Annotated in this window: 16 protein-coding genes and 1 tRNA gene; 5 read left to right on the top strand and 12 right to left on the bottom strand. The window is 69.7% G+C overall.

Annotation, left to right across the window (positions count from 1 at the left end; all coding sequences use genetic code 11):
* Positions 1-22: 22 nt before the first annotated feature.
* A complete protein-coding gene (locus AC6CQV_RS04495; protein ID WP_498260390.1) occupies positions 23-1,186 on the bottom strand; it encodes a helix-turn-helix domain-containing protein in 1,164 nt (387 codons plus the stop codon).
* Positions 1,179-1,901: a hypothetical protein gene (locus tag AC6CQV_RS04490; protein ID WP_498260389.1), complete on the bottom strand. Its 723-nt coding sequence runs from the start codon at positions 1,899-1,901 to the stop codon at positions 1,179-1,181. The genes AC6CQV_RS04495 and AC6CQV_RS04490 overlap by 8 nt, the downstream gene beginning before the upstream one ends.
* A 302-nt stretch (positions 1,902-2,203) precedes the next feature.
* Between AC6CQV_RS04490 and AC6CQV_RS04485 the strand changes: the two genes are divergently transcribed.
* The gene (locus AC6CQV_RS04485; RefSeq protein ID WP_498260388.1) at positions 2,204-3,415 is read left to right on the top strand and encodes a tyrosine-type recombinase/integrase; all 1,212 of its coding nucleotides are present in this window, start codon (positions 2,204-2,206) and stop codon (positions 3,413-3,415) included.
* A 173-nt stretch (positions 3,416-3,588) separates the two neighbouring features.
* Here AC6CQV_RS04485 and AC6CQV_RS04480 read toward each other — a convergent pair.
* A tRNA-Pro gene (locus tag AC6CQV_RS04480) sits at positions 3,589-3,662 on the bottom strand.
* Positions 3,663-3,838: 176 nt separating this feature from the next.
* On the opposite strand from AC6CQV_RS04480, the gene AC6CQV_RS04475 reads away from it, so the two are divergent.
* Positions 3,839-4,417 (top strand): GNAT family N-acetyltransferase, encoded by a 579-nt coding sequence (locus AC6CQV_RS04475; protein WP_492491413.1) that lies wholly within the window; start codon positions 3,839-3,841, stop codon positions 4,415-4,417.
* Positions 4,418-4,448: 31 nt separating this feature from the next.
* Positions 4,449-4,844: an RNA-binding S4 domain-containing protein gene (locus AC6CQV_RS04470; protein WP_498260387.1), complete on the top strand. Its 396-nt coding sequence runs from the start codon at positions 4,449-4,451 to the stop codon at positions 4,842-4,844.
* 27 nt (positions 4,845-4,871) lie between these two features.
* On the opposite strand, the gene AC6CQV_RS04465 is transcribed toward AC6CQV_RS04470, so the two are convergent.
* Complete coding sequence (locus AC6CQV_RS04465) at positions 4,872-5,765, bottom strand: NUDIX domain-containing protein (RefSeq protein WP_498260386.1); 894 nt, start codon at positions 5,763-5,765, stop codon at positions 4,872-4,874.
* Between the two features lie 167 nt (positions 5,766-5,932).
* Here AC6CQV_RS04465 and AC6CQV_RS04460 point away from each other — a divergent pair, with 167 nt between their 5' ends.
* The gene (locus tag AC6CQV_RS04460; RefSeq protein ID WP_498260385.1) at positions 5,933-7,846 is read left to right on the top strand and encodes a ribonucleoside triphosphate reductase; all 1,914 of its coding nucleotides are present in this window, start codon (positions 5,933-5,935) and stop codon (positions 7,844-7,846) included.
* Positions 7,816-8,550, top strand: coding sequence for an anaerobic ribonucleoside-triphosphate reductase activating protein (locus AC6CQV_RS04455; protein WP_498260384.1), 735 nt, complete (start codon positions 7,816-7,818; stop codon positions 8,548-8,550). Before AC6CQV_RS04460 ends, AC6CQV_RS04455 begins: the two co-directional genes overlap by 31 nt.
* A gap of 625 nt (positions 8,551-9,175) precedes the next feature.
* Here the strand turns inward: AC6CQV_RS04455 and der are convergent.
* The 8 genes from der to AC6CQV_RS04415 form a co-directional block, all read right to left on the bottom strand.
* Positions 9,176-10,699, bottom strand: a complete 1,524-nt coding sequence (der, locus tag AC6CQV_RS04450; protein ID WP_498260383.1) for a ribosome biogenesis GTPase Der — start codon at positions 10,697-10,699, stop codon at positions 9,176-9,178.
* Positions 10,689-11,390, bottom strand: coding sequence for a (d)CMP kinase (cmk, locus tag AC6CQV_RS04445; RefSeq protein WP_498260382.1), 702 nt, complete (start codon positions 11,388-11,390; stop codon positions 10,689-10,691). Before cmk ends, der begins: the two co-directional genes overlap by 11 nt.
* Complete coding sequence (locus AC6CQV_RS04440; protein WP_498260381.1) at positions 11,387-12,508, bottom strand: prephenate dehydrogenase; 1,122 nt, start codon at positions 12,506-12,508, stop codon at positions 11,387-11,389. Before AC6CQV_RS04440 ends, cmk begins: the two co-directional genes overlap by 4 nt.
* Positions 12,509-12,519: 11 nt before the next feature.
* Positions 12,520-13,290, bottom strand: a complete 771-nt coding sequence (locus AC6CQV_RS04435; RefSeq protein ID WP_492491462.1) for a pseudouridine synthase — start codon at positions 13,288-13,290, stop codon at positions 12,520-12,522.
* On the bottom strand, positions 13,290-13,898 hold the full coding sequence (gene scpB, locus AC6CQV_RS04430; protein ID WP_061782523.1) for an SMC-Scp complex subunit ScpB: 609 nt from the start codon (positions 13,896-13,898) through the stop codon (positions 13,290-13,292). Before scpB ends, AC6CQV_RS04435 begins: the two co-directional genes overlap by 1 nt.
* Positions 13,888-14,742: a segregation and condensation protein A gene (locus AC6CQV_RS04425; protein ID WP_060960701.1), complete on the bottom strand. Its 855-nt coding sequence runs from the start codon at positions 14,740-14,742 to the stop codon at positions 13,888-13,890. The genes scpB and AC6CQV_RS04425 overlap by 11 nt, the downstream gene beginning before the upstream one ends.
* Entirely contained in the window at positions 14,726-15,559 is an 834-nt protein-coding gene (locus tag AC6CQV_RS04420) for a ParA family protein (RefSeq protein ID WP_061782522.1), read from the bottom strand. Before AC6CQV_RS04420 ends, AC6CQV_RS04425 begins: the two co-directional genes overlap by 17 nt.
* 138 nt (positions 15,560-15,697) lie before the next feature.
* Positions 15,698-16,798 (bottom strand): hypothetical protein, encoded by a 1,101-nt coding sequence (locus AC6CQV_RS04415; RefSeq protein ID WP_498260380.1) that lies wholly within the window; start codon positions 16,796-16,798, stop codon positions 15,698-15,700.

The raw sequence follows: 16,798 nt of genomic DNA, 5'->3' as shown, positions 1-16,798 counted from the left end.
AGACGTCCCACGGAACAAGGTCCTATGTCTGAGGCGGGTCGCTGACGAGTCGTAGCGCGGGCCGGGGGTCTTCCGCGCCGAGCACCTCGCGCACCCGCGCGGGGTGCCATCTCAGCTCTCGCGCAAGGTCTGCCTGACTGTGGCCTGCCTGATCGGCGAGCTCAGCCGCCTGCGCGAGCATCGAGGGCACCTCTCCGGGGTAGGCGTTCATGGGTTCAGGTGTTTCCAGCCCCGAGCTGCGCAACTGGTTCAACTTCTGATACCCGCGCCGAATCGATGCATCAGAGACGGCGCCGGTCTCCTTCATCCGCAGTAGCAGCGAGTCGACGGAGACACCCCAGTGTCGCGACAACTCGTCCAGCCGTGACAAGCTCACCGTGCGTGGCAGCAGGTTCACGATCTGGGAGCGCGGCGTAAGGAACTCAGCGGCAAACTGATCCGCTTCACGTTCCTGCTGCTTGTCACCAGGCGCCGCCTCGCCGTGCAGCAGGACGTGTCCGAGCTCGTGCGCGATCGTGAACCGGTACACGAACACGGACCTCGCTCGCTCCGGTGTGACGACGATGACCGGCCTTGCCAGGTGCGACGTAGAGAACGCGCCAACACGAGCGACGTCCGCGTTCGCCATCGTGAGCAGACTGACGACGATCCCGTGCGATTCCGCCAGGGCGACCAGATGCTTCACCGGCTTCATGCCAAGCCCCCACTGCGCACGAAGGGCCTGGGCAGCCGAAATCGGGTCCGCGTGCCCCCGGTCGATCGGTGGCAGATCGACCTCCGGGAAGCGGACCTTCTTCTCCAGTGCGAACGTCAGCTCCCACACCTGCTCGATGAAGGCAATCGCCTTCGCACGGTCCCGCGCGGACGTCGAACGCAGGCTCCGGAAGTGCGCCTGCGACCCATCCACTCGACCAATCGGCCGACCGGTCGCGAAGTAGTCCACGGGAACATGCAGTTCGCGTGCTAGGACGGGCAGCAAGTCACGTCGCGGCGTGGAGGACTGTGACTCGTACTGGCCGATGGCCGCGGGGGTCACTCCGACAAGGTCGGCGAGCTTTGCCTTCGACAGACCCGCGGCGAAACGCGCCTGCGTCAGACGTGCAGGATCGAAGCTGCCCGCAACAGTATCGAGGTCAGGGCGATCGGATGGCTCGACCAGGGAGAACAGGGTGTCCCGGTCATCCATGAGCGCCTCCGTCCGCCTCTTCCTCCTTCACCCCCAGCTGGGCGCGCGGGATAGGGCCGTTCGAGAAGCCCTCATCCTCCGCAGGCTCGACATCCGCCAACGAGCCCGATCCGACATCGAGCAACGACTCCATCGACGCAAAGGTGAGGTAGCCATCGGCTCCCAGAGTCGCCTCGCCCCAGTCGACACTGTGAAGCGCAGACGGATTGCTTGCATAGGGCACGACGACCACACGGTGAGACGTCAGCGTCTCCTCGAGAGCCTTGGCTTCAGCGTCGAGAAGCTCCCTCTCCTCCTCGGTCAGTTCCGGGTGCTCGAACTCAATGTCGAGACGCTGCTGGCCAAGATCCCGCTCCTGCCGGAAGAGGGAGATGCGCGTGTCCGACACCGCGAAAGGACGCGATCCGATATCCGTGGAACGCTCCCGAGCGAAGCGCCACGGGAACAGGACAACGCCGTTGAACGACACCAGCTTGTAGCCCCGTCGCGGGATGATCTCAGCCGAAGGAAGCCGCCCGAGCGCCGCCACGAATTCATCCAGACACTTGCGCCAGATCTGTCCGTACACCCCGGTGTGCTTCATGTCGGCTTCGGCCTGCGCGTTCGCCATCTTCTCGTGGCAGTCGCGGATGATGGCCGAGATCTGCTCCCGCACCAGTACGCCATCCGCGCCCAGCGTCCGCAACGCCCATGCGCGCCCCTCGTCGATCGCCACCTACTGCTCCTTTCATCCACCTACAGGAAAGTTATCACATCACTTTACTTCTTGACAGCATGTGCTCACCTCCGCTGAATGTTCGGTCTGCACGGAGTCCGCGACAAGCGCCGTCTGGGCGCTACTGGGTGTGGACCACTTCGGACAGGGTGGCTTCTTCGCAGGCTCCACGACCACGAAACGCGCGGCCAATAAGCGCGGGCGCATTCGATCAGTCCGACTGCCGCCGCCCACGAGGCGCGCGAAGGCGAACTACTTCCCAGACCTGTCCGTTCTATCTTCCGTTCATCACGGCCGGCGAGATGCTCGTCAACTACACGCCTTCTGCGGGCTGGGGCGACTTCTCTGCCAGCTTCGGACAGATGAATACCCATCACCGACACATCCCTCCTATCGGAGTACACCTCACGCAAGACGTCGCGAATCGCCATGGCCGATTCCGCGCTCGCGCCAGGTGGAGCGATCCCGTTTCACACGAGCGGCGAAGCTACTCGGCAACGTTCGATCGGGAGGGAGAAGCCAGGGCGTTCCTGGAACAGCTCCAGTCACGAACGCACGTCGCACGCGACCCGCTGATCTCCCTCGCCGACTACATCCATCAGATCGGGGACCGGCATCTTCGAGGACTCGATCCGTCGTCGACGGTGAGCGGGTATCGCGGCAGCATCAGAGTCCGTGTGCTTCCTGCCCTGGGGCACCTGGCGGTGCGATCGATCAGCACCGCCGTCATCGACAGGACGATCGACCGGTGGGAAGGCGACTGCTCGCCGTCGACGCTGAAGAACACCGTGTCAGTCCTCACACTGGTGCTCGACGAAGCAGTGCGAGATGAGATCATCGCCGCGAACCCCGCGCGAACACGCGCAAGGCGACGGACGCGGTCATCAACAGCCGATCTCGCGCGCAAGATCCCGACTCTCGGCGAGGTGCAAAGCCTCGCGGACGCGTGCCGTCATGTTCACGTGGCGTACGGCGACTTCGTCCTCCTTTCTGCGCTTCTCGCGGCGAGGATATCGGAGGTCGCGGGACTGCTGGTCAGCGACGTCGATTGGGACAGCCGCCTCATCACCATCGCGCGACAGCACTTTCCCGGCTCGAACGGGTTGTGCCTCAAGCCCACCAAGAGCAGGCAATCACGCAGGGTGCCGATCCTTAAGCCATTGGAGCCGGTGCTCAGACGAACAACTGAGGGCCGCGAACATGATCAGCCGCTCCTCCGAGGACCCCGAGGCGGAGTCCTCACCACCGGAACGCTCTCGCGAGCAACCGACTGGAGCAACCTGGTACAGCGACTCGGCCATCCCGGTCTGCGACGACATGACCTCAGACACGCCGGAGCCACATGGTTCGCGAATGCCGACGTCCCGCTTCACATCGTTCGTGACATCCTCGGACACGCCTCGATCGAGACGACCAAGAGATACTTGCACACCGACACCACCGAGCTCGCGCTTGCCGCGGAACGGACGAACCAGCATCTCAGATGGAGCGGAGCGAGCCTCTACACCACTTGACTTTGATTCATGGGGGTCAGGGATTTGGGAACATGTTGGGACCACGCGAGTTCAGTCGGTTCCGACATCCCTACCATAGGAAGCACAGATCGGGACCACAGGATCAATCTTCGTCCGACGTCTGCTCGCGGAAATCGGACACTCGTAAATGCCGTTCCATCAGGCTTTTTCTGTCGGGATGACAGGATTTGAACCTGCGACCCCCTGACCCCCAGTCAGGTGCGCTACCAAGCTGCGCCACATCCCGTTGTTGAATTATCTAGGCTGTTCTTGACCGCCGAAGACAAGGTGTCCCCCAGTCAAGTGCGCTACCAAGCTGCGCCACATCCCGGTCTATCGTCCGCTCGCGGACAACTCCCCTATCCTACCGGTTTCCCGGAGTGCTCGCGAACGCGTGTCCGTGACCGGGAGTACGGTCTGGTCATGAGCCAGATCGAGATCGTCCCGGCATCCGCCGATCGCTTCGCCGATGTGGAGCACGCCCTCACCGGCGGAGGCGACGGCGCCTCCTGCTGGTGCCAGTGGTGGATGCTGCGCAACAAGGACTTCCAGTCCGCGACGTCCGCCGAGCGGCGCGAGCTGCTCCGCGGCGACCTCGCCGCCACGCCCGCCTCCGCGCTCATCGCCTACGTCGACGGTGAGGCGGCCGGCTGGGTCAAGGTGTCGCCGCGCCCGGCGCAGCCCCGCCTCGCCGCGACGCGCGCGTTCCAGCAGTCGCCGGAGCCCTTCGACGATGCGTCGGTGTGGGCGGTGACCTGCTTCGTCGTCCGCCGGGAGTTCCGCGGCGACGGCCTCGCGAACCGCCTGCTTGACGCGGCCGTCGACCACGCCCGCGCACACGGCGCGCGCGTCATCGAGGGCTACCCGGTCGACACCGATGCAGGCAAGACGTCGTCGAACAACCTCTTCCACGGCGCCCTCTCGAGCTTCGTGGATGCCGGATTCGTCGAAGTCGCCCGCCCGAAACCGGCGCGCCCCATCGTCTCGCTGACGGTGGCGTGACCTCGCGGCTTCGACACGGCAGAATCGAGAGGTGAGCGAACCGTCCGTCCGCGTGGACTCGTGGCTCTGGGCGGTCCGCGTCTACAAGACACGCTCCGCCGCGACGACCGCCTGCCGCGCCGGCCACGTTCGCATCGGCGGCGAGAAGGCCAAAGCCGCGCAAGCCGTGCGCGTCGGAGACGAACTGCGGGTGCGGATCGCGGGATTCGACCGCATCCTCGTGGTGCGCCAGCTGCTCACCAAGCGCGTCGGCGCGCCCGTCGCGGCACTCGCTGCCGAAGACCGCACACCGCCGCGCGAGCCCGTCGCCCAGCTCGCCGTCCGCGATCGCGGTGCCGGCCGCCCCACCAAGCGCGAACGGCGCGAGATCGATCGCCTCCGCGGGCGGGATGCGTTCAGCGGTCCCAGCGACGAGAGCGACTCCTGACCCCGGCGCGCCTCAGACGGAGCACGGTCAGACGGCATCCAGCCACGACGGTCCCCGACTGACCGCGCCGTGGACGGCGACACGCTCGCGCAGCTCACGGTCGCTCGTGACCACGACGACCGACCGCCCGGCCGCGGCGAGCGCCGCCGCCTCGGCGACGATCGCGTCGTCGCCCTCCCCGGACGCGCGCACGACCGCGAAGCCGGGAACGTGGTCGACGGCCCGCGCCTGACCCTCGACCACGACGCGCACCTCGGGGAACCAGACATCCCCGGGCAGCTCTAGCCGAGCAGCAGCCATGCCCTCGACGACCAGCGAACGCAACCGTTCGAGCAGTCGCCCCGTCGCCGCCGCACGATCCTTCCACCAACCGTCGGGCACGGATCCCACCACGTTCGCGGCATCGACCACCACAGCCGGACGCACGTCGAGAAGTCCGCGCAGCATCGGCCACGACGCGCCGAAGCCGGGGTGCAGCGGATACGAGTCCACGGCCTGCACCGGCACCCACGCGAGCTCGCGGCTCTCGGGATCGCTGATCACCGGCGTGAACGGCTCGACGACGTCGGCGACCACCGTCGCGTACGTCCACACGCCCACGTCGTAGACGCTGATCAACCGCGGCCGCACGGCCGACGCCGGAACCCCGGCTTCCTCCGCCGACTCCCGCAACGCCCCGTCGCACGCCGACTCGCCCTCGCGCCGCGCCCCTCCCGGGAGCCCCCAGGTGTCGCCGAAGTGGCTCCAGGCGACCCGGTGCTGCAGCAACACCCCTCGCTCGGCGTCGACCGCGAGCAGACCCGCGGCCCCGAACCGGCCCCAGTACCGGGCGCCGTCGTCGGCGACGACCCAGGCGTCGCCGGGATCGCGCGGCCCGTCGGGTCGGCGCGGCTCGCCGGGAGCAGGAGGCACGATCGTCACCCGTTCAGCCTGTCACACCCCCGGCATCCCGCCGCCTCCGCGTGACGAGATTTTGCACGGTGCGTCACTCTCCGACACGCCCACATCTGGGCGCGACAGCCCCCACAGACCCCACATATTGTGGTCAGACCAAGCCCACCCCACGAGATATCGAAAGCAGGATCCCCATGTCCTCCTCCCCCAGCGACACCGTCGTCTCGGCCCGCGCCACGATCGACGAGTATCTCGCCCGCTCCGACTGGCGCATCAACGCGAACGCCAACCAGGGCTACTCGCTGGGCGGCATGATCCTCAACTCCGCCGGAAAGCTCGTCGCGAACTACTGGCTCGACGAGGTCTACGACCCCGCCGCCGGCACGGCCCACCGCGAGGGCGACCTGCACATCCACGACCTCGACGTCTTCGCCGGCTACTGCGCCGGCTGGTCGCTGCGGATGGTGCTGGAACAGGGCTTCAACGGTGTCGCGGGCAAGATCTCCAGCACGCCGCCGAAGCACTTCTCCAGCGCGCTCGGCCAGCTCGTCAACTTCCTCGGCACGCTCCAGAACGAGTGGGCCGGTGCGCAGGCATTCAGCTCGTTCGACACCTACCTCGCCCCGTACGTGCGCGTCGACGCGCTGAGCTACGACGATGTTCACCAGGCGATGCAGGAGTTCGTCTTCAACCTCAACGTCCCCTCCCGCTGGGGCACCCAGACCCCCTTCACCAACCTCACGTTCGACTGGGCGTGCCCCGACGACCTGCGCGCGCAGCATCCGCTCCTCGGCGGCCGCGTGCAGGAGTTCACGTACGGCGAGCTGGCGCCGGAGATGGCGATGATCAACCGCGCGTTCATCGACGTCATGACCACGGGCGACGCCGACGGCCGCGCCTTCACCTTCCCCATCCCCACCTACAACATCACCCGCGACTTCGACTGGGAGGGTGAGAACGTCGAGGCCCTGTTCGCGATGACCGCGAAGTACGGCCTCCCCTACTTCCAGAACTTCCTCAACTCCGACCTCGACCCGCACATGATCCGTTCCATGTGCTGCCGCCTGCAGCTCGACCTCACCGAGCTCCTCAAGCGCGGCAACGGCCTCTTCGGCTCGGCGGAGCAGACCGGCTCCATCGGCGTCGTCACGATCAACTGCGCGCGCCTCGGCTTCCTGCACTCCACCGGTACGGGAGACGACACCGCGGCGCTCGCCCGCCTCGACGAACTGCTCGACATCGCCCGCGACAGCCTCGAGGCCAAGCGCGAGGTGATCGGCCATCACCTCGCCGGCGGACTCTTCCCCTACACGCAGCGCTACCTCGGCACCCTCGAGAACCACTTCTCCACCATCGGCGTCAACGGCGTGAACGAGTACGTCCGCAACCTCACGCGCGACGCGCACGACATCACGACGGATGCCGGGGCCACCCTCGCCACGCGTCTGCTCGACCACGTACGCGCGCGCATCACCGCGTTCCAGCAGGAGACCGGCCACATGTACAACCTGGAGGCGAGCCCCGCCGAGGGCGCCACGTACCGCTTCGCCAAGGAGGACATCGCCCGCTTCGGCTCCGCCCAGGATGCCGCGACGAGCGCGGACGGCACCGACCCCGGCATCCGGCACGCCGGCACCCGGGCGAACCCGTACTACACGAACTCCTCGCAGCTGCCCGTCGGCTACACGAGCGACCCGTTCCTCGCGATGGCGATGCAGGAGCCGCTGCAGCAGAAGTACACCGGCGGCACGGTGCAGCACCTCTACCTCGGCGAGGCGCTGCCCTCGGCATCCGCCTGCCGTGACCTGGTGCGCCGTTCGCTGGAGCGCTTCCGCCTGCCGTATCTGACGATCACCCCGACCTTCTCGATCTGCCCGCGCCACGGCTACCGCTCCGGCGAGCACGAGACCTGCCCCGACTGCGGCGCCGTGTGCGAGGTGTGGACGCGCGTCATGGGTTACTTCCGGCCGATCGCCGGGTTCAACATCGGCAAGAAGGGCGAAGCTCAGGAGAGGACGTACTTCGTCGCGCCCCACGACGGCGCGGCGACGGCATCCGCGACACCGCAGGAGGAGTCATGGTCCGCACCGCTGCAGCCAGTGAGCTGAACATCGCCGGGGTCACGGCGTTCTCCACCGTCGACTGGCCCGACACGATGACCGCGACCGTGTTCCTGCAGGGCTGCCCGTGGAACTGCTTCTACTGCCACAACCCCGCCCTCATCGACCCGCGCGCCGAGGGCGCCGTCACCTGGGCCGACGTCACCGACCTGCTGTGCGAACGCATCGGGCTGCTCGACGGCGTCGTGTTCTCCGGCGGCGAGCCGACGCTGCAGCGCGCGCTCGTCCCGGCGATGCGGATGGTGCGCGCGCTCGGGTTCCGGGTGGGGCTGCACACGGCGGGGGCGTATCCCGGGCTGCTCGCGCAGGCGCTGCCGTTCGTGGACTGGGTGGGCCTGGACATCAAGGCTTCGCGGGAGGACTACGCCGCCGTCACCGGTCGCGGCCCCAGCGGCGGCCACGCGTGGCGTTCGCTCGAGCTGGTGCTGGGCAATCGGCTGCTGCGGGCCGGCTCCGACCACCCGCTCGACTACGAGGTGCGCACCACGGTGCACCCCGCGGCGATCGACGACGCGGGGCTGCGCGAGCTCGGATGCCGGCTCGCCGACGCGGGCGTCGACCACTGGGCCGTGCAGCGGTTCCGCGAGACGGGGACCCGACAGCCGCTCCCCCGCGTGGCGGATGCCGAGGCACCGGCGCTGCGGCTCGACGACCTGCCGACGGAGCGGTTCCGCTCGCTGGTCATCCGCTGACGGGACCGCGTTTCGACTCGCGGCTGCGCCGCTCGCTCAACGACCGGGACCGGGGTCGAGCGCGCGTGGCGCCGTCGCGCTGGCCGGGCGCGGTCGCGGGCGCGGGTCAGCGCCACCCGCCCGAACTGCCTGCCCTCCGCCCGGCCGCCTGTCCGCCCGCACGCCTGTCCGCCCACCCTCCCGAACTGCAAGGGATGCGGGGCGACACGCCGCGGCATCCGCACACCACACCGCGTGTCGGCGCAGAGGCCTTGCAGTTCGGTCAGCGGCCCGCCCGCCCCACCGCCGACAGGCCAGCCGGCTCGGCCGAGCCCGCTCGGCGCGCGGCCCGGCCGCCCACCCGCCCGAACTACAAGAGATGCGGGGCGACACGCCGCGGCATCCGCACACCACACCGCGTGTCGGCGCAGAGGCCTTGCAGTTCGGTCAGCAGCCCGCCCGCCTCACCGCAGACAGGCCAGCCGGCTCGGCCGAACCCGCTCGGGGCGCGGCTCGTCCGCCACCCTCCCGAACTGCAAGGGATGCGGGGCGACACGCCGCGGCATCCGCGCCCCACACCGCGTGTCGGCGCAGAGGCCTTGCAGTTCGGTCCCCGGCGCAGACCGCCCGCAGCAGCCCAGCCGGCTCAGCGCTGGCGACGCTCGCGCACCCGCATGTTGGTGACGATCGGCGTGCCCTCGAAGCCGAAGATCTCGCGCAGACGGCGCTGGATGAAGCGCCGGTACCCGGGGTCGAGGAAGCCAGTGGTGAACAGCACGAACGTCGGCGGACGGGTGCCGGCCTGCGTGCCGAACAGGATGCGCGGCTGCTTGCCGCCGCGCAGCGGATGCGGGTGCTCGGCCACCAGCTCGGCCAGGAACGCGTTGAACTTGCCGGTCGGGATGCGCTGATCCCACGACTCGAGCGCCGTCTCGAGCGCCGGGACGAGCTTGTCGAGGTGACGGCCGGTGCGCGCCGAGATGTTGACGCGCGGCGCCCACGTGACGTGGGCGAGGTCCTGCTCGATCTCACGCTCGAGGTAACGGCGACGGTCGGCGTTCTCCATGTCGTCGTCGTTGAGACGATCCCACTTGTTGAACGCCAGCACGAGCGCACGGCCCGACTCGAGCACGAGGTCGATGATGTTGAGGTCCTGCACGCTGATCGACTGCGACACGTCGAGCACGACGACGGCGACCTCCGCCTTCTCCAGCGCCGCGGAGGTGCGCAGCGACGCGTAGAAGTCGGCGCCCTGCTGCAGGTGCACGCGGCGGCGGATGCCGGCGGTGTCGACGAAGCGCCACAGCTTGCCGCCGAGCTCGACGATCTCGTCGACGGGGTCGCGGGTCGTGCCCGCGAGCTCGTTGACGACCACGCGCTCCTCGCCGGCGGCCTTGTTCAGCAGCGACGACTTGCCGACGTTGGGGCGACCGAGGATGGCGACACGACGCGGCCCGCCGAGCTCGCCCTTGGCGACCGCCGAGACCTCCGGCAGCACCTTCATGACCTCGTCGAGCAGGTCGGCGACACCGCGGCCGTGGATCGCGGAGACGGGGTGCGGCTCGCCCAGACCGAGGTTCCACAGGGCCGCAGCTTCGGGCTCCTGCCGGGCGTCGTCGATCTTGTTCGCGACGAGGAAGACCGGCTTCTTCGTCGTGCGCAGGAGCTTGACGACGGCCTCGTCGGTCGCGGTCGCGCCGACCATCGCGTCGACGACGAACAGCACGACGTCGCACAGCTCGATCGCGACCTCGGCCTGCGCGGCGACGGAGCGGTCGATGCCGCGCGCGTCGGGCTCCCACCCGCCGGTGTCGACGAGGCTGAAGCGGCGGTCCATCCACTCGGCCTTGTACGTCACGCGGTCGCGCGTGACACCGGGGGTGTCCTCCACGACGGCCTCGCGACGGCCCAGGATGCGGTTGACCAGCGCGGACTTGCCGACGTTGGGTCGTCCCACGATCGCGACGACCGGCAGCGCCGGCAGCATCTCGACGACCTCGCCGCCGGCGGTGAAGCCCGCGAGCAGCTCATCGTCCTCGTCGTCGAGCTCGTAGTCGGCGAGGGAGGCGCGCAGCGCCGCGGCCCGCTGCTCGGCGAGCTCCTCATCGAGGTTCGCGAGCTTCTCCTCGATCTGGTCGGGTCCGGCCTCGTAGTCGTCTTCAGCGGCCATCGGGATTCTCCTGTGCAGTGGGGGCGACTGCGGAGATCACGTCGAGGACGGCCTCCACGGTCTGCGTGAAATCGAGTTCGGTGGAGTCGACGACCGTCACGCCGTCTGCGGCGGTGAGGAAGTCGACCACGGTGCTGTCGGCGGCATCCCGTCGGTGCAGCGCCGCGGCGACGGCGTCGGCGTCGTGCGCGCTCAGCTCCGCGCTGCGGCGCGCGGCGCGCACCTCGGGCGCGGCGGTGAGGAGGATGCGCACCGGGGCGTCGGGCGCGACGACCGTGGTGATGTCGCGGCCCTCGACCACGACGCCCGGGCGACCCGACTCGCGCACGAGACGGCGGAACAGCGCGTTGACCTGTTCCCGCACGGCGGGTACGCGTGCGACGCCGCTCACGGCGTCGGTCACCCGCGGCTCGCGGATCGCGGCGGTCACGTCGGCGTCGCCCACACGCACCCAGTAGTCGTCGGGGTCGAGCGAGATCGCGTAGGGGAAGTCGGATGCGGCGGCCACGACGGCGGTCTCGTCGGCGGTGTCCTGGGCCGCCCCGGTGCCGCGCGCCAGCACGTGCCACGCGAGGGCGCGGTAGGCCGCCCCGGTGTCGAGGTAGCCGTAGCCGAGGGCGCGCGCGGCCTGCTTGGAGACGCTCGACTTGCCGGAGCCGGCGGGCCCGTCGATGGCGATCGTGACGGTCATGAGGGCAGGCTCGCAATCTTCCAGCCGCGCGCCACGAGGCCCTCCTCGGCCTGGCGCACGGTCGTCGGGTCGACACTGATCTCGGCGAGACCGAACTGGGCGCCCGGCGAGTGCTCCAGCCGCAGGTCCTCGACGTTGACGCCGAGCTCCCCCAGCTCTCCGAACAGGCGGCCGAGCTGGCCCGGGGTGTCGTCGACCATGACGACGAGGCTCTCGAAACGCCGGTTCTGGCCGTGTTTGCCGGGCAGGCGCTCCACGCCGTCGTTGCCGCGGCGGATGGTGTCGGCGAGGGCACGCCGCGCGCCGGGGGCCTCGGGGGCGCGCAGGGCGTCCGCGACGGCGCGCAGGTCGTCGGAGAGAGCGTCGAGCACGTCGACGACGGGTGCGGAGTTCGCACCGAGGATCTGCACCCACAGCTCCGGTGCCGAGGCCGCGATGCGGGTCGTGTCGCGCACGCCCTGTCCGGCCAGTCGCAGCGAGCCGTCGGGCGCGTCGACGAACCGGCCCGCGAGCAGCGACGCCACCAGCTGGGGCACGTGCGACACGAGCGCGACCGCGCGGTCGTGCTCGTCGGGCGTCATCTCGATGGGCGTCGCGCCGAGATCGAGCGCGAGCCCTTCGACGAGCGCGAGATCGGATGCCGGGGTCTCCTCGTCACGGCACACGACCCAGGGGCGGCCCACGAAGATGTCGGCGCGCGCCGAAATGGCGCCGCCCCGCTCGCGCCCGGCCATCGGATGCGAGCCGATGTAGTGCGTGAGGTCGACGCCGCGACGGCGCAGTTCGCGGAGCGGGTCGAGCTTCACGCTCGCGACATCGGTGACGACGGCATCCGGGAACGCGGCCAGCTCGCGCTCGACGACGTCGGCGACGACGTCGGGCGGGACCGCGACCACCACGAGCAGCGGGCGGTCACCGTCGGCGGCCGCGCGACCCGCGCCGTAGTCGACGGCGAGCCGCAGCTGCGCCGGCGACGCGTCAGCGAGCGCGACGTCGACGCCGAGCGCGCGCAACGCATGGCCGATGCTGGCGCCGAGCAGCCCGGCACCGACGATCCGGACCGTGCCGGAGGTGCGAGCCGCACGCGCGCGTGCATCGGCAACGGCCTGTTCGGTCACTGTTCTCCGCCTCAGCTGTCCCCGGGCGGCGTGGGCGCCGCCTGACGCGCCACCGTGAGCAGCGCGCCGCGTTCCACTGTAGTCAACTCCCGCGCCCGTCCCGCCGGGAGGGTTCCCAGGTGGAGCGGTCCGAACTGTCGGCGCACGAGCTCGACGACGGGGTGACCGACGGCGGCCATCATGCGCCGCACGATGCGGTTGCGGCCCGAGTGCAGCGTCAGCTCGACCAGCGACGTGTCGCCCGAGGTGTCGAGCAGACGCGCCTTGTCGGCGGCGATCGGGCCGTCGTCGAGCTCGACGCCCTTCGTCAGCCGCGCGATGGTCTGCGGGGTCACGCGACCGGTCACCTTGGCGATGTACACCTTGGTGACGCCGAACGACGGGTGGGCGAGCACGTGCGCGAGCTCGCCGTCGTTGGTCAGCACCAGCAGCCCCGACGTCTCGGCATCCAGTCGCCCGACGTTGTAGAGCCGCTCGTCCCAGTCCTTCGTGAAGCGGCGGAGGTCGGGGCGGCCCTGCTCATCCTTCATCGACGACACGACACCGGTGGGCTTGTTGAGCATCACGTAGCGCTTCGTGGTGTCGAGCTGGATGGCGGTGCCGTCGACGTCGACCAGATCGGATGCCGGGTCGATGCGCCGCCCGAGCTCGGTGACCACTTCGCCGTTGACGCGGATGCGCCCCTCGACGATGTACTGCTCGCAGACGCGGCGCGAGGCCACGCCCGCGTTCGCGAGCACCTTCTGCAGCCGCACGCCCTCGGCATCCGGGGTGTTCGTCATCATCGGAGCACCTCCGCGTCGAAGCCGTCGGATCCGTCGTCGAGCAGCGGCGAGATGTGCGGCAGCTCGTCGAGCCCGTTGATGCCGAGGTTCACGAGGAACGCCTCGGTCGTCCCGTAGTTGATGGCACCGGTCTCCGGATCGGTGAACAGCTCGGTGATCAGCCCTCGTGCCAGCAGGGTGCGCACGACCGAGTCGACGTTCACCGCGCGGATCGAGGCGACCTGGCTGCGGGTGACCGGCTGCTTGTAGGCGATGACCGCGAGGGTCTCCAGCGCCGCCTGCGACAGGCGCGACGGGGCCTGTCCGCCGACGAAGTCCGCGATCAGGTCGTCGTGCTCATCGCGCACGTACAGGCGCCAGCCGCCGCCGACCTCGCGCAGCTCGAAGCCGCGACGCGGACCGCCGGTCTCGCCGTCGTAGTCGGCGACCAGGCCCGCCACCGCCTGCCGGACGGCGGGCACGGGCGCTCCCACGGCGGCGGCGAGCGCGACGAGGCTCTGCGGCTCGTCGACGATCAGCAGGATCGCCTCGATCCGGCGCGCGACGTCGGCGGGCTCCTGCGAGCGCGGCGGCGCGTTCGTGTCGGTCTCGGTGTCAGCGGTCATAATCGGCTCCCAGGGTGGCGAGGTTCTCTTCGGACCAGCGTTCGGCGGTCCAGCGCAGGGTGAGCTCGCCGAGCGGTTCCAGCTGCTCGAACGAGAGGGCGGCGTGGCGGTACAGCTCCAGCACCGCGAGGAAGCGGGCGACGACGACGCCGGTCTGGGCGACCCCGGCGACGAGCTCCCGGAAGTTGAGGGTCCCCGCGTCGCGCAGCAGGGTGACGACGATCGCGGCCTGCTCGCGGATGGACACGAGCGGCGCATGCAGATGGTCGAGCCCGACGTGCGGGATCTCCTTGGGCGCGAAGGCGAGCATCGCGAGCGCCGCGAAGTCCTCCTTCGACAGCGTCCAGACCAGTTCCGGTACCGCGCGGCGGTACTTCTCGTCGAGGCGCACGGCGCGCACGTGGCGCCGGTCCTCGCGCCGGAGGCTGCGCTCGAACCAGGCCGAGACCTCTTTGAACGCGCGGTACTGCAGCAGACGGGCGAACAGCAGATCGCGTGCCTCGAGGAGCGCGACCGACTCGGCATCCACCAGCTCGCCCTGCGGGAGGAGCCCCGCGACCTTCATGTCCAGCAGCGTCGCGGCGACGACCAGGAACTCGGAGGCCTGATCGAGATCGTCGTCGGAGTCGAGGCCCTTCAGGTACGCGATGAACTCGTCGGTGACCTTGCTGAGCGAGATCTCCGTGATGTCGAGCTCGTGCTTGCCGAGCAGCGTCAGCAGCAGGTCGAACGGACCGTCGAAGTTGCTGAGCGAGACGCGGAATCCGGTGTCGTCGGCCTCCGCGGCCGCGTCTGCGACCGGCGCGGCCGCCGCGACGTCCGGCTCGTCAGGCGACGGCGCCACGAGCCACCAGCTCCCGCGCGAGGCGCAGGTAGGCCTGGGCGGCGGCGTGCTCGGGGGCGAACGTCGTGATCGGAACGCCCGACACCGACGCGTCGGGGAACTTCACCGTGCGCCCGATCACCGTCTCCAGGACGTCGTCGCCGAACGCCTCGACGACACGCTCGAGCACCTCGCGCGAGTGGAGCGTGCGCGGGTCGTACATCGTGGCGAGCACGCCGTCCAGCTCGATCGAGGGGTTGAGGCGGTCGCGCACCTTGTCGATCGTCTCGATGAGCAGCGCCACTCCGCGCAGCGCGAAGAACTCGCACTCCAGCGGGATGAGCACGCCGTGGCTCGCCGTCAGGGCGTTGACTGTGAGCAGGCCGAGCGAGGGCTGGCAGTCGATGAGGATGACGTCGTACTCCCCCGCGACCTTGCGCAGCACGCGCGCCAGGATCGTCTCGCGGGCGACCTCGTTGACGAGGTGCACCTCGGCGGCCGACAGGTCGATGTTGGCGGGGATGACGTCGAGACCGTCCACCGAGGTGTGCACGATCGTCTCGTGCGGGTCGCGCTTGGTGTCCAGCAGCAGGTCGTAGATCGTCGGGATGTCGTGGGTGGCGATGCCGAGACCGGCCGACAGCGCACCCTGCGGGTCGAAGTCGATCGCGAGCACCTTGCGCCCGTACTGCGCGAGGGAGGCGGCCAGGTTGATGGTCGTCGTCGTCTTGCCGACGCCGCCCTTCTGGTTGCACAGCGCGATGATGCGGGCGGGACCGTGACCGGTGAGCGCGGGCGGGGTCGGGAAGCCGTGGTACGGCCGACCGGTCGGTCCCATCGGAACGTCCTCCGAGAGGGCCTTCTTCGTCCCCCGCGTCTTATCCGCCACCGACACTCCTGCTCCGTGATGCCCTTCCCAGGGCCTGGCGGACGTGCGCCGCCGTGCTCCTCGATTCTCGCACAGGGTGGGGTCGGCTCAGCCGAGGCCCCGCAGGGTGTCGACGTCCATGAGGCCCGCGTGCAAGCCGCCTCCCGCGATCAGAGACGGGATCGAGACGGTGCGGATCTGGTCCTCGACGACGTCGCGGGTGTGCGCGAGGGATGCCGCGACCTCGGGCGAGGTGGTGAGCTCCGCGATCTGCTCGATCTGCGCGGGGGTGTAGCCGTCGAGGCCGAGCCATTCGTGCAGGCGGGCGGTCGCCGCCTCCGCGGACGCGGCGTTCATCCACTCCTGCGTCGGCTGACCGTCGGCGGTCTCGGTCGTGAACAGCTGTTCGAGGATGAACCAGTCGCCCGTCTCCACCTCCGCCGTGTCGGCCGCGGCGTCCGCCGCCGTCCGCTGCGCCTCGAAGGCGCGCACGGCCGTGAGGTAGGTCGCGATGAGGTGGGAGTTGGCGAACTTGTCGCCGAAGCCGCCGCGGATCGGATAGACGAGGTAGGTCACGTTGTGCGTCTCGTCGAAGCCCGCCTCCCGCATGTTGCGGAAGAGCTCGGCGCAGAAGCGGCATCCGGGGTCGAGGACGTCGAGCGCCGTCGGCCGTCCGTCGACGCGACCACCGAGGTAGGTGGCGTCGGGCGACGCGAAGTCCGCGGCATCCCACGTGCGCAGCCGGCTCGGGACGGTGGCGATCGTGTCGCCGACCGAGGCGAACTCGCGGCCGAACGCGCCGAGGACGTCGCCGGTGCCGATCGACTCCCAGAAGCCCGGCTCGACGGCGTCGATGGAGCAGGCCTGCGCGGCGAGCGTGCACGCCTGGGCGTTCTGCTTGTCGCACGTCCCGTAGACGAAGAGGTTGAGACCGCTGCGGCCGAGCAGATAGAGACTGACGATGAGGCTCAGGACCATGATCCAGGCGACGACCTCGATGGCGATGCTCGCCGGGCGCACGAGCCGCGGCGCGCGCACCGCCAGAGGAGCCAGCAGCGAGTTCTTGACGTCATCGCGGAACGTGGTGTCGCAGGGGCGCAGCGTCACCCGGCGCCACGCGCACCCCCACGCCTTGCCGAGCAGCCGGCGGTACTTCGCGGAGACCGCGGACAGCACCAGGACGACGATGAAGGCGACGATGCAGACCAC

It is taken from the genome of Microbacterium sp. EG9, assembly GCF_059759475.1.
This window is presented reverse-complemented; position numbering and strand designations above follow the sequence as displayed.